Source organism: Sorangium sp. So ce726 (assembly GCF_051521405.1).
Classification (GTDB): Bacteria; Myxococcota_A; Polyangia; order Polyangiales; family Polyangiaceae; genus Sorangium.
Genome location: NZ_CP150349.1, coordinates 4,864,878 through 4,879,294, shown reverse-complemented (window position 1 = coordinate 4,879,294; position 14,417 = coordinate 4,864,878). Strand labels below are relative to the sequence as shown.

The 14,417-nt window shown below is 72.5% G+C and carries 8 protein-coding genes; 4 read left to right on the top strand and 4 right to left on the bottom strand.

Translation table 11 applies throughout. The annotated features are described in order from the left end of the window. Positions 1-245 precede the first annotated feature (245 nt). Positions 246-1,526, top strand: coding sequence for a Kelch repeat-containing protein (locus WME79_RS18215; RefSeq protein ID WP_437537338.1), 1,281 nt, complete (start codon positions 246-248; stop codon positions 1,524-1,526). Positions 1,527-1,581: 55 nt separating this feature from the next. Here WME79_RS18215 and WME79_RS18210 read toward each other — a convergent pair whose 3' ends face one another. Next, positions 1,582-2,274, bottom strand: coding sequence for an O-methyltransferase (locus tag WME79_RS18210; RefSeq protein WP_437537335.1), 693 nt, complete (start codon positions 2,272-2,274; stop codon positions 1,582-1,584). Between the two features lie 131 nt (positions 2,275-2,405). On the opposite strand from WME79_RS18210, the gene WME79_RS18205 reads away from it, so the two are divergent. Together WME79_RS18205 and WME79_RS18200 are read left to right on the top strand one after the other, a co-directional pair. After that, entirely contained in the window at positions 2,406-3,317 is a 912-nt protein-coding gene (locus WME79_RS18205; RefSeq protein WP_437537333.1) for a LysR family transcriptional regulator, read from the top strand. Positions 3,318-3,877: 560 nt separating this feature from the next. Then, positions 3,878-5,449 carry a glycosyl hydrolase family 8 gene (locus tag WME79_RS18200; RefSeq protein ID WP_437537330.1) on the top strand — a complete coding sequence of 524 codons (1,572 nt, stop codon included), beginning with the start codon at positions 3,878-3,880 and terminating at the stop codon, positions 5,447-5,449. 268 nt (positions 5,450-5,717) lie between these two features. Here the strand turns inward: WME79_RS18200 and WME79_RS18195 are convergent, their stop codons facing one another. From WME79_RS18195 to WME79_RS18185, 3 genes are read right to left on the bottom strand one after another with little or no spacing between them, the layout of a single operon-like run. Next, the gene (locus tag WME79_RS18195) at positions 5,718-7,037 is read right to left on the bottom strand and encodes a hypothetical protein (protein ID WP_437537328.1); all 1,320 of its coding nucleotides are present in this window, start codon (positions 7,035-7,037) and stop codon (positions 5,718-5,720) included. Between the two features lie 58 nt (positions 7,038-7,095). Further along, entirely contained in the window at positions 7,096-11,736 is a 4,641-nt protein-coding gene (locus WME79_RS18190) for a sigma 54-interacting transcriptional regulator (protein WP_437537325.1), read from the bottom strand. Positions 11,737-11,773: 37 nt separating this feature from the next. After that, a complete protein-coding gene (locus tag WME79_RS18185) occupies positions 11,774-13,237 on the bottom strand; it encodes a hypothetical protein (RefSeq protein WP_437537322.1) in 1,464 nt (487 codons plus the stop codon). Between the two features lie 355 nt (positions 13,238-13,592). On the opposite strand from WME79_RS18185, the gene WME79_RS18180 reads away from it, so the two are divergent. Next, entirely contained in the window at positions 13,593-14,366 is a 774-nt protein-coding gene (locus WME79_RS18180) for an MBL fold metallo-hydrolase (protein WP_437537319.1), read from the top strand. Positions 14,367-14,417: the final 51 nt, after the last annotated feature.

Sequence of the window (14,417 nt, the reverse complement as noted above, 5' to 3'; positions counted from 1 at the left end):
TGCGCCGTCGCTCGCGAGCTTCCGGCACGCCTGCGGGGGATATCACGTATCGCCAGTGCAGTTTGCATCCCACGCTCGGCATCGCGGAGCATACGAAACGTCAACGCGCTCGCCCGGTCGAGCGCGCCGCGGGACGCGCCCCGTTCCAGCTGAGACGACCATCTGATATGGTCTTCTGTTGCGCTCCATGGCGCGTCCCCGGCAGGGGACGGCTGCCTCTACCCCAGATCATGACGAGGTCCTACATGTCTACCATCGGTCGTCGCCATCATCGTTGTCTGGTCCCCTTCCTCTCCCTCGCCGCGCTCGCGGTCGCCGGCTGCGGTGCCGGGGCAGAGCCTGAACCCCTCGCCGCGGAGTTGCTCGATGAGGCGGAGATCGAGGTGAGCTCGGCGCCCTTGGCCCACCACCACGCGAACCACCACCACGCGAAGAAGAACAAGAAGTGCCGCCGCCACGTCGGCGTCCACGCGGAGTGGTCGACCGTGGCGCCGCTGCCGGTGGCGCGAGAGCGGCACGTCGCCCTGCTCATGCCGGACGGCCAGGTGATGGTCGCCGGCGGCAGCGGCGATTTCCCCTACCCCACGACGGTCGATTTCTACAATCCCGCTGCTGACACGTGGACGACCGGTGACACGCTGCCCTACCCCATGGCCCCCGTGGGCGCGGAGCTCCTTCAGGACGGCAGGGTGCTCTTCAGCCCGGGCGGGCTGGTCTACGATCCAAGCACGGGCACGACGGCGAGCGTCCCGTTCACGCCCGCCGAGGCGGCCCGTGGTTGGGAGTTCGCCTATACGGCGCTCACCCTCCTCCCGGACGGGCGGGTATTACGCACGGGCGGCAGCGACGACGCCAGAAGCCTCAAGGAGGCCGTGCTCTACGATGCTGCCACGAACACGTGGTCCAGCGCGGGGTCGATGTCGGTGACCCGCTACCTTCATACGTCGACGCTGCTCCAGGACGGGCGCGTGCTCGTCGTCGGCGGCTATACATTGAACGGCAACGAGATGCCCGAAGGCCGCACCAGCGTGGAGATCTACGATCCGGCCACGGGCGCCTGGACGGCGGCGGCGCCGACGAACCTGCCCCGCATGCAGCACACGGCCACGCTCCTGCCGAGCGGGCGCGTGCTGGTGGTGGGCGGGGGCGGCAGGATCTACGGCGGCACCGAGGAGGAGATCGAGATCCTCGTCGATGCCGGGGAGACCGCCGAGATCTACGATCCCGCGAACGACACGTGGACGTTGACCGCGCCGCCGAACTTCCTCCACACGTGGGCGTCCGCCGTCACGCCCATGTCCCACGGCCGCGTGATGGCCGTCGGCAGCGACGGCGCCGAGATCTACAAGGAGGCGAATGGCAGCTGGACCCCGATCGACGAGCCGATCCAGAGGGGCTTCCACACCGCGACGACCCTGCAAGACGGCTCGGTCCTCATCACGGGCGGGTATGACGCGACGTATTTCAGCAATCCGCCAACCCTCGCGAGCGTGGAACGCTACGGCGGCTGCAAGAAGAGGCATTGATGCGCACACGCCGCTGCGCGCTGCTCGCCTCGCGCAAGGAACGAAGCGGCCTATCTCACGCCTCGCCCTCGCGCCCGCCGCGGCCGTGCCAGCAGGAGACCTCCAGCCTGTCCCCTAGCGGGATCTCCACCGACCCGTAACCGCTGCCCGCGCCGCGCACGTACTCCAGGTACGGCCGCAGGTCATCCGGCGCGATGTCGAGATCGTCGGCGACGATGAGCGCGCCCCTCCGCAGCCGGGGCTCGAGCATCCGGAGCACCGGCAAATAAAGGTTCTTCCATCCGTCCAGCAGGACCAGATCGATCGGCTCCTCCACGTCCCGCAGCGTCACCAGCGCGTCTCCCTCGCGGATCTCGACGAGATCGCCGAGCCCGCTCTCCTCGAGGTTCTGCCGCGCCCGCCGCGCCTTCTCCGGGTGCAGCTCGCTGCCGATCACCCGCCCGCCGCCGCCATCGCGGATGGCCGCGGCCAGGAACACCGTCGAGATCCCGAACGACGTGCCGAACTCCACCACCGTGCGCGCCCGCGCCGCGAAGGCGAGCAGATGGAGCAGCCGCCCGACCTCGCGGGAGACCGGCAGATACGCGTCGGCGAGCATGTGGGCGAGCGTCTCGGGGTCGGGATTCGGCCCGCGCCGCTCCCAGTCGGCGCGGACGCGGGCGATGATGCGCGGATCGCCGCTGTCGGCGTCCTGGAAGAGGCGGTCGAGGGTCCTTTGAACGCGCGGCGAATCGAGCGTGGTGCTCATGATGGCGAGTCTCCTCCGGGCACGCACAGGCGACGGCTCCCCTGCCCTCGCGGCTGCCCTGTTCGACACCGAACCTGCGCCCGAACAGACATGACTTCCAGTGCATGTACGGTAAGTTATTGCTGCGTCCCATGCACTCCATGGATCTGAACCTGCTCGTCGCGCTCGACGTGCTCCTCGAGGAGGAGAGCGTCCTCCTGGCCGCGAAGCGGATGCACCTCAGCCCGTCGGCCATGAGCCGCACGCTCGCGCGCGTCCGCGAGGCCGTGGGCGACCCGATCCTCGTGCGGGCCGGCCGGCGGCTCGTGCCCACGCCGCGCGCCGCGGAGCTGCGCCCGCGCGTGCGCGCGGTGGTCGCCTCGGCCAGCGCGGTCCTCCGCGAGCGGGGCGCGCTCGACGTCGCCGCGCTCACCCGCAGCTTCGCCGTCCGGACCAGCGACGGCATGCTCGGGCTCGTCGGCGCCCCGCTCCTCGACGCGCTGAGGGCCGAGGCCCCGGGCGTCACGGTCCGCTTCCTGCCCGAGGGCGACGAGGACGTCGCCGCGCTCCGGGAGGGCCGGATCGATCTCGACGTCGGCATCATCGGCGACATGGGCCCGGAGATCCGCGTGCAGGCGCTCACCAGGGACCGCTTCGTCGGCGTGGTGCGCCGCGGCAGCCCGCTCGCGTCCGGCAAGGTGACGCTGGAGCGGTTCGTCGAGCACGCCCACCTCGGGGTCTCCAGGCTGGGCAAGACCTGGGGGCCCATCGACGAGGCCCTCAAGAAGAAAGGGCTCGCCAGGACCACCGCGGCCGTGGCGTCAGGCCACTACGCGGCGCTGTGCCTCCTCGCCAGCTCCGACCTCGTCGGCGCGTTCCCATCGAAGTGGCTCGCGCACGCCGCCCCGCGCTTCGATCTCGTCACGTTCCCGCTGCCCGTGACCACGCCGGCCATCACCATCTCGCAGGCGTGGCACCCCCGCTTCGACGCCGACCCGGCGCACCGGTGGCTGCGCGACCGGCTCCGCCGCGTCTGCCGGTCGCTCGCGGAGTTCAGGGCGTAGCCGCGCCCGGTCCAGCGGCGCCGCTTCGGGGCGGTCGGACGTCAACCACGTCGACCACGTCAACCACGCCGACCCGTGAGCGAGCAGCGCTGTGGCGTGAAGGCGGTCCCCTTCGACGCATGAAAAGATGCCGGAATCACGCAATTTTTCCAGGAGAACCGGATCCCAGTTGTAACGCTCTCCTCTCACCCCGAGGCAGGCCCGGCAGTTGGGGCTTGACGCCTCCGAGCGGTTGGATTTCCTTCTCCCCCAGCAGCGTCATCTGGATCGCGGCGTTCCGCGTCGTTCAAGGTCGGGTCGTCAGCCCGAACAAGATGGCTGATCGACCCACGAGCACGTCAGTTTTGCACGAATCAAGAATGCCACGGTTCAGGTGACCCTCACGATCAGCAGCGCCCGGCCGGCGTATCCGATCTCTCCGAAGTTGCTCGAGGTTGGCGACTCGGCGCATCACCCCTGCTTGCGAGCATAAACCACGTGGACATCGCCCAACGATGTTCACGCCGAGCGCGTTCTCACAGGATGCGAGCTCGAACACGAGGACAGCGATGAACTTGCGAATGCTAACGTCTCCCGTCGCATCGGCATGGTTTGCGGTCACGGTGATCGCCTGCGCGCCCAGCAACCAAGGCACCCAGGTCGGCGCGCCCGATCCGGCAAGCTCCACCAACCCGGCCGGCAGCGCCGCTCCGGCCAGCACCGCGACCCCGAGCGGCACGGCCCAGACGCCCGCCCCGGCGGAGCCCGCGCCCCTCGGTCCGCCGCTCAAGCCCGCCGCCAAGGGAGCCTTCGCCACCGGTGAGTACCGCAACCTGTTCGCCGAGCTGGGCCACAAGCCCGCCGAGATCGACGCCAAGATCGCGAAGGCCTACGAGCAGCTGTTCCACGGCGATCCCAAGGAGCAGGCCGTCCTGTTCCCGGCGGGAAAGAACGCGAACGGCCCCAAGGCGTACATCATGGACATCGGCAACAACGACGTCCGCTCCGAGGGGATGTCGTACGGCATGATCATCGCCGTGCAGGTCGATCGCAAAGACGACTTCGACGCGCTGTGGAACTGGGCCAAGTCCCACATGTACCACGCCGATCCGAAGCACCCCGGCTTCGGCTACTTCTCGTGGCAGATGCGCCCGGACGGCACGGCGATGGATGAGAATCCGGCCCCGGACGCGGAGGAGTACTTCGCCACGGCGCTGCTGTTCGCGTCCAACCGCTGGGGGAACGGCAAGGGGATCTACGACTACAAGAAGGAAGCCTTCAGCATCCTCGACGCGATGAAGAACCGGAAGCCGATCACCGGGCCGGTCAACAAGGACAAGCGCAAGACGACGCTGCACTCGCTCTTCAACACCGAGCACAAGATGGTGCGGTTCACGCCCGACGCGGACAACTTCGCGAAGAACGGCGATCACACCGATCCCTCGTATCACCTGCCCGCGTTCTACGACCTCTGGGCGGCCTGGGGCCCCGAGGCCGATCGCGCGTTCTGGGCCGAGACGGCCAAGGTGAGCCGCGATTACTTCGTCAAGGTGACCCATCCGAAGACCGGGCTCGCTCCGGATTACGCCAACTTCGATGGCACCCCCAAGGGTGCCTCGTGGGACGCGGGGACCGCCAACTTCCGTCAGGACGCGTTCCGCACCGCGATCAACTGGTCGGTGGACGCGGCGTGGTGGGCGAAGGATCCGCGGCAGACCGAGCTGAGCGATCGCCTCCTCGCGTTCTTCGAGGCGCAGGGCCCCAAGTACAAGGGCAACTTCACACTCGAGGGCAAGCCCACCGTCGACTACGACTCGCTCGGGCTCGTGGCGGCGAACGGCGTCGCCGCGCTGGCCGCTACCCATCCGCGGGCCTGGCGCTTCGTCGAGGAGCTGTATCAGCGCGAGGCGCCCACCGGCAAGTGGCGGTATTACGACGGCATGCTGTACACGATGTCCCTGCTGCACCTGAGCGGGAAATTCCGCATCATCACGCCGCAGGCGCAGGCCGCGGCGCCCGCTGCTGCAGGGAAGGCGCCGGCCGCGGCGCCCGCTGCTGCAGGGAAGGCGCCGGCCGCGGCGCCTGCTCCCGCTGCTGCAGCGAAGCCGCAGGCCGCGGCGCCTGCTCCCGCTCCTGCCGCAGGGAAGAAGTAGCTCGGCAGGTGGAGTGGGCGCTCGGATCACTTCGGTGATCGCGGGCGCCCAACACCGACTCTCCTCGCAAGGCCTGTCGCCGCCGGGAGGTAGCGTTCCCGGATCTACAGCGGTTTCCGCCCACCTCGGCTACGTGCAGAGCAGAGCGACGGTCACCCGCACAGGAGACGGGCCCAGATCGGCGTTTTCGGCGCGCAAGCGCACTCCAGTGCGCTGAGCACCGAAAACGTCGAGGTGGGCCCGTATCCGAAGCGGGTGACCGTCGCTCTCACCGGGCGACGCCGCGGAGCGCCAGCTCGCCTCCCGGCGAGCGCGCCGCGAGCACCGTGATCGTCGCAGAGGGCGACGGCCCGAACAGCTCGAACGCCGAGAGCCCGGGGACCTCGGCCGCGGGCGCCGAGAGATCGGCCGGCCTCCGCCACAAGGACGCATCGCCCTCTGCGGGCCGCTGCACCCACTCGACGAGCTCGCCGCGGACCGCGGGAAGCACGTACGGCAGGCCCGCCTGCTCGATGCTCACCACCATCGCGTCGCCGTCCGCAGGAGCGGCGATGTCGCCTATCCGCAGATCGAACTGCCCGAACTTGGGCTCCGGATGAAGCGGCGCCCATTCGAGATAAGCCACCACCCTCTCTCCGGCGCCGAGCATCGGGAACGACTGCTTGCCCTCCCGGGAGCGCGGGGTGGCGCGCCTCGTGCGCCGGTCATAGACCACGATGTCCGCGAGATCGCGCGCGTCCTCGTCGAAGCGGCCGTCGGGATCCTCGGAGAAATCAGCGAAGGCGACGTGCGTCGCCGAGATGTCCGGGAAACGCTGCTGCCCCGGGCCGGACGCGATCTGGACCGCCTCCGCCTGGCCGATCTCGTACAGGAAGACATCTGTGTCGCCCTTCTCGTCCGCGGTCAGCCAGCCCGTCAGCACCACGGCGTCTCCGTTCACGCGCGGCTCGCCCGCGTGATCGAACGGGCCGCGGATCGTCTCCGTCTGGCCGCCCCGGCGCGCGCGCACCACGCGTGTTCCATTGTCCGTCGCCTCCCAGACCACGACGTCGCCGGCGAGCGCAGGCCGGCGGGGCACCTCGGCGGCGGGCGCGAGGAGGAGCTCTTCGCCCGTACGGAGATCACGCAGCTTCAGAGCGCCGCTCACGTCGCCAGCCTCGCGCGCCGCGACGTAGACAAGCCAGCAGCCGTCGATCGCGTAGGGGGGAGCTCCGGGCGCCTCCGGGGCGCCCATGTCGACGTTCAACGCCAAGACCGCGACGCCGTCGACCGCGGAAGCGCCGCATGCAGCGGGCGGGGGCGGCTCGGTGGGGGCGCCACCTCCACCGTCCGGCAGGTGAGTCGGCGACTCGTCGACGACCGCAGGCGGTTCGCCGACCACCGCCGTCGATTCGTCGACGACCGCAGGCGAGCAGCCCGCGACGAGCAGCGCGAGAGCGAACAGCCCGCTCCATCCACGGCGAGAGCTCGGTCCTTCATGGCAGCGGCGCGGGAAGATGGGAACGACCGTTGTTCCCGCAGCGCGGCCTTGTTGGTGCTCCTCCTTGAGCCTCGATGTGTTCAGTGCTCCGGAACCGCTGCCCTTCATAAAGAGTCCTCCGATACTGCGTTTGCGTGCCTCTCCGCCAGCGCCTTCACGAGGGGATTCACTCCGCTTTCCTCTGCGACCCGGAGGGGGCGCGCATGCCGAGGCGCGCCATGCGCTTCTTCAGGCCGTGACGCGTGATGCCGAGGCGCTCGGCCGCGCGGCTGATGTTCCCGCCGGTCTCCGCGAGCGCGCGCCGGATCGGCTCGCGCTCGTCGTCCTCGGCCAGCGCCTGGCGCGCCTCGCCCGAGGTTTCCCGCCTCGCGGCCGCGGGCGGGACGGGATCTGCCGGCGGTCGCGCCACGCCCGCGGGGCGCTCCGCCGCGGCGGGCGTCCGGCGCGCGCTGGCTCGCATCCCCCGCGGGAGGTGCTCGATCTCGACGCGGCGCACGCCGAGCGCGGCCAGGCGCTGGACCAGGTGCGCGAGCTCCCGCACGTTGCCGGGCCACGCGTACGCAGTGAGCGCCGCCAGCGCGCCCGGCGCGATCTCGATCGGGGCGCCCGTCCGACCCAGATACCCGCCGAGCAGCAGCGGCACGTCGCCCTCCCGGTCGCGGAGCGGCGGCACGTGGATCTCGATCGCGTTCACCCGGAAGAGCAGGTCTTGCCGGAACGCCCGCTCGGCGGCCGCCTGCGCGAGATCCCGGTTCGTGGCCGCGACGATCCGCACGTCGAACGGCCGCTCGTCGTCGCTGCCCACGGGGCGATAGCGCCGTGACTCCAGCGCCCGCAGCAGCACCGCCTGCCGCGCGAGCGGCAGCTCCCCCAGCTCGTCGAGGAAGAGCGTGCCGCCCTCGGCCCGGGCGAGCAGGCCGGGGCGCGCGCGCTCGGCCCCCGTGAACGAGGCCCGCGCGTGGCCGAAGAGCTCCGCCTCGAAGAGCGCGTCGGGTACGGCGCCGCAGTTGACGGCGACGAGCTCGCGCGAACGGCGCGGGCCGAGATCGTGGAGCGCGCGGGCGAAGAGCTCCTTGCCCGTGCCGGTCTCGCCCGTGAGGAGCACGGGCAGATCGCTGTCGATGGCCGCGTCGAGGCGCGCGAGCGCCCGGCGCAGCGCGGCGCTCTGGCCCAGGATGCCGGGGAAGCTCCTCCGCAGGGGGGCCGCGGGCACGACGGTCGTGTCGGCGCGCGGGAGGAGGTCGGGCGCGGGCCCTGCCAGCGAGGTGATGCAGGCAGGCGCCGGCTCTTCGCGGCGGGGCGCTTCCGGCGCTCCGGGGCGGGCGAAGAGCCGCAGGAAGAGCCCGGCGAGCGACGACCAGCGAGCGGCCTGCGACTCCGTCACGGCGTCGAAGCACGCCGGTCGGAACCGGTGCTCGACAACGATGAGCGCGCGCGGCGGCCCGGGGAGCGCCGGACCTGGCGAGGCCGCGCTCGCCGGCAGGGCGCGCGCGCCCATCGAGGCGTGGTCCGCGCCGGCGCGCACGACGAGCCGCGAGCCGCGGCCGCCCGGCGTCTTCACGTCGCGCTGGTAGTGCACGGGCGCGGCCTGGCTCAGCGCGAGCTGCGCCAGATCCGGCGCGATGCGCCGCGCCGCCTCGGCGATCTCCAGCCCGTCGAGGTCGGCGCCCCAGGCCGCGACCACCCGCCCCTGCTCGTCGATCACGGCGAGCAGCGCGCGCTCGGCCCCCGACTGCTGCACCAGGGCGCGAGCGAGCCCGACTGCGGCCTCCGCGGCGCCGTCCGGGGCCGCCTTCGCGCCGTCGCCCGCGGACGCCACCGACGCGAGCCACGCCCAGAGCGCGTCGTCCTCCCCGCTCGCCGCCGCCGTCATGCCTCGGCCAGCATACGCGCCGCCCGCCGCGGACGGCGCCCGCGGTGCGCCCTGCCGCGCCGAGCGCAGCACGTCGAGCGCCTGCGCCTCCACCTCCGCGAGCATCGCCGCGCGCGCACGCCGCGCGGCCCGGATCGCCCCCCGCGCCGCCCGCCGCGGCTCCGCCGGCAGCTTCGTGAGGTACGCCTGCGCCTCCGCCACCTGGGCCCGCGCATCCACCAGCGGGTCGTTCGCCCGCACGCCCGGGTCCAGCGCCGCGAGCGCCGCGAGCGCCGCGAGCGCCCTCGGGCCGTCGCCGTCGAGCAACGCCACGTTCGCCCGCGCGATCACCAGATCGGCCTGGATCGCCGCAGGGAGCGACGCCGCGAGCGCCCACGCCTCCTCGATGCACCGCTCCGCCGCGCGCGCGTCGCCGCGGCGCACCTCGATGTCCGCGCGCGCCGACAGGCACCAGCCGCGCCCCGCCACCTGACCCAGCGACCGCGCGAGCCGCATCGCCTCGTCGAGCGCGCGGACGGCGTCCTCGTAGCGCGACGCCTTCCCGAGCGCGATCCCCAGGTTCATCAGGCACGAGCGCATGCCGGCGCGGTCCCCGAGGCTCCGCTTGACCGCGAGCGACGCCTCGAACGTCCGCACCGCGTCGTCCACCTGGCCGCGGTACAGGGCGACGACGCCCGCGTTGTGGTGGAGCCGCGCCACCTCTTCCACATCATCCACGGCGTCGGGGTGCTCGCCTGCCGAGGGCAGCTTCGCCTGCGCCCCCGCGAGCCACGCCTCCGCCTCGCCCCAGTCGGCGCGCATGAGCGCCGCGAGCCCCAGCGTCGACAGCGCGAACGCCTCGGCCGCACCGCCGCCGAGCCTCCGCGCCGCCGCGAGCGCCGCGAGCGCCTGCTCCTTCGCCGCCGTCGCGTCCCCGTCTCGCGCGCTCTTCTCCGCGCGCCGCCGCAGCGCGAGCACGAGCACCCGCTCGTCGCGCTGCGCCGCCTCGTCGAGCCACGCCACGACCTGCGGGTGCGCCGCGCCCACGCCCGCGTCGCGCGTCAGCCGCTCGAGCCTGCACAGGAGCGCCGGGGTCCGCCGGTCCGCGTCCTCGCCGAGCGCGAGCAGCGCCTCGATCTCCTCCGACCGCAGCCCGGCCTCGCGCGCTTGCGCCGCGGCCCGCTCGTGGAGCTGCGCGCGGCGGGCTCTCGCGCACGGCGCCGCCGCCGCCGAGAGGAGCGCCGACGCGGGCGCGCCGGGATCCGCGAGCAGCGCCGAGGCGACCTGCTCGGCGACCTCCGGCGTGGCGAGCGCCGCGGCGAGATCCCTCGCCAGGGCGGGAGCGGACAGCGTGTAGAGCGCGCCGGCCGCCGCCTCCCGCCTCGCGATCAGCGCGCCCGCGAGCAGCTCGCCGAGCGCCCGCTCGCCGGAGGCGCCCGGCTGCCCGCCGCCCCGCGCGTCCGCCCGGCCGCCGCGCCCGAACCCGGGACCGCAGAGCGCCTCGGGCAGGGCGCCGCCCGCGATCGCGATCGCCGCGAGCGTCGCGCAGGCGTCGTCCGACAGCCCGCGCACGCGCTCGATCGCCGTGTCCTTCGTGAGAGGCACGCGCCCGAGCGACGCGAAGAGCCACCCGGGGTTCTTCCCCGACGCCACGGCGGCCGCTCGCACGCTCGCCTCGTCGTCCACGCCGAGCGCGCGGCACAGCGCGCCGAAGCTCGTGTCGCTGAGCGGCCCGAGCGCCACACACGCCGCGCCCTCGGGCGCGCTCCGGACCGTCGCGACCACCTCGATCGCCGCGCCACCTGGCGCCGCCGGCCGGCACCGGTACGCGTCGAGCGCAGCGCGGAGCTCGGCCGGGGCCTGGTCCAGGTCATCCAGCAAGAGCAGGAGCGGAGGCCCGTCGCCGGGCGGCGTCACGAACGGCGGCGCCCGCTCGGCGCCCCGGAAGAACGCGATGAGCCGCAGCAGGAGCGGGTCGGCTTCGCGCGGGAACGCCACGTACCGGGCGCTCCGCCCGCCGAGCAGCGCCCGCGTCACGAGCTCGCGCCCGAGGTGGCTCTTGCCGGCGCCGCTCGGCCCCGTGACATAGCGCACGCGCCCTGACGGTGACGGCGCCTGCTGCAGCGCCTCGAGCTCGCGCTCCCGCCCGATGGGCGCGGGCGGCGCCCCCACGGCGATGCCCGCCTCCGCGGCCGCGACGCCGAGCTGCCGCAGCACCTCGCGGGCCTCGGGAGGGCGGTCTCGCGGGTGCAGCGCGAGCAGCGCCTCGATCACCTCGGCCACGCTCGGCTGGACCCACGGCGCGGCGTCGCGCAGCGGGCGCCGCGCGCGCCAGGGCCCTGGCGCGCGGCCTGCGGCCGAGCACCACGCGAGCGCCCCCAGGCTGTAGAGGTCGGACGCCGGCGAGGGCGCGCCCCCGGCGAGCAGCTCGGGTGCGGCGAACGCCGAGGTGAACGCGACGGCGCCGCCCGGCGCGCGCGCCCTCGCCACCGCCGCCCCGAGATCGAGGAGCACGGCCTCGGCGCCGCCCCCGCCGAGGGGCCGCATCCGGACATGCGCCGGCTTGAGATCGCTGTGCACGAACCCCGCGTCGTGCAGGGCGGCGAGGGTCCTCGCGACGCCGCCGACGACGCCCGCGAGCCGCGCCGGCCGTTCGGCGGCCGGAGCCCCCTGCACCCACGCCGCGGCGTCGTCGCCGGCCACGTACTCCTCGACGAGGAAGGGCGCTCCCGTCCGCTCGTCCCGCCCGAGATCATGCGCCCGCACCACGCCGGGGACGCGCAGGCGCGCGAGCAGCGCGAACTCGCCGAGCAGGGTGTCCTCGCGGAAGGCGCCCTGACGGAACACCTTCGCGACGAGCTCGCGCCCCCGCGCCTCGCGGTCGATCACGCGCCCCACGACGCCCTGCCCCCCCTGCCCGAGGATCTCGCCCGGCTCGTACCGAGCATGGGCCACGAAGGGCTCGCGCCGCGGGGCGTGCATGGCGGAGAGGTTACTCGCTCGCGGTGAACGCCGCCGCTCCGGCTGCGACGCGGGCGAGCAAGGGCTCGCCGTACGCGGGATTGCCGAGGAGCGCGAGCGCGCGGCGGAGGCGCGGCTCGGCGAAGCGCCCGAGATCGTCGAAGTGGCGCGCGGCGTCGCCGGCGAGGGACGGGTCTGCGAGCCGCCGCGCCGCCCCGACATCGGCCGCCTCGATCTCGGGGGAGAGCACCTCGACGCGGAGCATCATCACGCGCACGACATCGTCGGGCGCGGGCTGGACGGTCAGCGGGATCGAGGCGTCGGTCCACGCCTGCGGGGCGAGGTAGAGCACCCGGACGCCGGGCGTCCGGAACCACTGGCGCTTCCAGGTGTTCACCATGGCGACGGCCTCGTCGTGGTACAGGCCTGTCGCGTCGAGGGCGTCGATCACGCTCACGCCGAGCGACTCGACGAACTCGTCGAGGGGTGGGGCTCCGTCGAGCGAGGGGGCGCGCTCGACGAGCGTTTTGCCCGCGGCAATGCCCTCGGGGTGCGCGACGAACGCCCCCGCCGAGGCGCCGACGTTGAGGACGAAGGCGGTGCCGATCGCCTCGCCGAGGGTGTTCTCGGCGGAGATCGCCCCGCCGGCGCCGGCCGTCACGCGGACGGGCAGGTTGAAGTTGCCGAGCCCTCGATAGAACAGGAATCGCTCGTGCTGGGGCGCCTCCGTCGCGCCGGGCACGCCTGCGACCCGGAGCGGGTTGGCGGCGACCTGGCGCGCGTGCGCCCACGTGAACCGATCGAGCCGCGCCTCAGGCAGGGGGATGTCGCTGTCGCGCCCGAGGACCTCGATATTGCTCCACTCGAGGAGGCCGTTCGCGTTCGGGCCGTACATCTCTGAGCACATCGGCGAGCCAAAGGGGAACTCGGGGTCGAACGCCGGGTCCGCGTACGTCGTCACGCCAACAACGGTGTTGGGCGCGATGATGGGCGGGTAAAACTCGCGGACGGCGGGGTACCACTGCGTGAAGAGCCCCCCGCGGAACGCTATCTGGACGTGCGCGGTGAGCGGCTCCTCGGCGTAGAAGTAAGTTACCGGCGTCTCCATCTTCACGTTGACGCTCGTCGAGATCGAGCCATCGAGCGAGCCGGCTTCGAGCCGGTCATAGACGAAGGCGGGGAGGTCCTCCTCTTCGTGGTGCAGCCCCGGCTGAAGCGAGCCGTCGGATCCGACGACCACGGTGTCGGTGCCCCATTCGTGGACGATGAAGCCCTTGCCGGAGTACGCGAGATCGGGCGCCGGAGGCACAGCGGGCGCGGCCTGCTGGTCGGCGGGGACCTCATCATGAGGCGCTGGAGCGGGCCGATCGGGCGGACTGGGCGCCACGCCGCCGGTCGAGCTGCCGCCGTCGGACGTCGTCCCGGAGCATGCGGCGATCAGGGTGGCGAGGAGGATGGGAAGCGTGAGGCGATGGGATGTCGGTGCGGTTACCATGGTAAGGTCTCCTGCCAGCCCCTGAAGCAGCTCTCGGGCCATCGCGCCCAATCATTGAATTTCAATGGATTGCACGCGTCGCACCGGGGCGGTTACCAGGGGACGTGGTAACCGGGACGGCGGGGTGACCAGGAGCTGGTAACCGTGGACGATCGGCCGAGCGAGGAGCGCTCCAACGGGGTCCCCGAGCTCTCCCCGCTCGAAGCGTGCATGCAACTGTCGCTCTTCGGCGGCACCTCTGTGCGCCTCGACGAGGACGGCGTCCCCCTCGCAGAGGCGGACGACGAGGAACGCTCCCGCCCCCGGTGGTGGCATAATTTGCCCCGGAGTCAGGCGGGCGGTAGAAGTGAAACGCATGGCCACTTTGCCGATCGCCGACCGCTGGTTCGAGATCACGCGCGTCAGCGATGACATCACGCTGCTGTTCGAGCCGCACGTGGTGCCGCTGATGCGCTGCAACATCTGGCATGTGCGCGGTCGCGATCGCGACCTGATGATCGACACGGGTATGGGCATCGTCAGCCTGCGGGAGGCCATAAAGCACCTGATCGACAAGCCGGTGACGGCGGTCGCGACCCACACCCACACCGATCATGTGGGCAGCCACCATGACTTCGAGCACACCTTGGTGCACGTTCTCGAGGCGGAGAACCTGCGCTCACCGACCGACCGCGGCACCTTGCTGGCCTCGGTGATGGGCGCCGCGGAAATCCGCAAGCTGGGCGACGCTGGCTATCCGATCGAGGGCGATGTGATCACCGCCCTGCCCTACGCGGAGTACGACATGGCAAGCTACGCCCTGCATGACGCGCCGGTCACGGAGGTCGTCGCCGAAGGCGACGTCGTGGATCTCGGCGACCGTCACTTCGAGGTGCTGCACCTGCCCGGTCACTCGCCGGGCAGCATCGGTCTGTGGGAGGCGGCGACCGGAACCTTGTTCTCGGGCGATGCGATCTATGACGGGCCGCTGCTGGATGAGATCGAGGGCGCAGACATTCCCGCCTACGTCCGCACCATGAAGCGGTTGCGGGAGTTCCCAGTGCAGATCGTGCATGCAGGCCACGACCCCAGCTTCGGCCGGGCACGGCTGATCGAGCTGGTCGATGCCTACCTGGCGAAGCGCGCCTAGCGTGCGCCGGCAATGCAGGCGATCGTCGGTTGGCTGCCCCGTCGCTTGACA

Coding starts and splice junctions, on each gene's coding strand:
- WME79_RS18215 (WP_437537338.1), top strand. CDS start 246: ATGTCTACCATCGGTCGTCGCCATCATCGTTGTCTGGTCCCCTTCCTC.
- WME79_RS18200 (WP_437537330.1), top strand. CDS start 3,878: ATGCTAACGTCTCCCGTCGCATCGGCATGGTTTGCGGTCACGGTGATC.
- WME79_RS18185 (WP_437537322.1), bottom strand. CDS start 13,237: ATGGTAACCGCACCGACATCCCATCGCCTCACGCTTCCCATCCTCCTC.
- WME79_RS18210 (WP_437537335.1), bottom strand. CDS start 2,274: ATGAGCACCACGCTCGATTCGCCGCGCGTTCAAAGGACCCTCGACCGC.
- WME79_RS18205 (WP_437537333.1), top strand. CDS start 2,406: ATGCACTCCATGGATCTGAACCTGCTCGTCGCGCTCGACGTGCTCCTC.
- WME79_RS18180 (WP_437537319.1), top strand. CDS start 13,593: ATGGCCACTTTGCCGATCGCCGACCGCTGGTTCGAGATCACGCGCGTC.
- WME79_RS18195 (WP_437537328.1), bottom strand. CDS start 7,037: ATGAAGGGCAGCGGTTCCGGAGCACTGAACACATCGAGGCTCAAGGAG.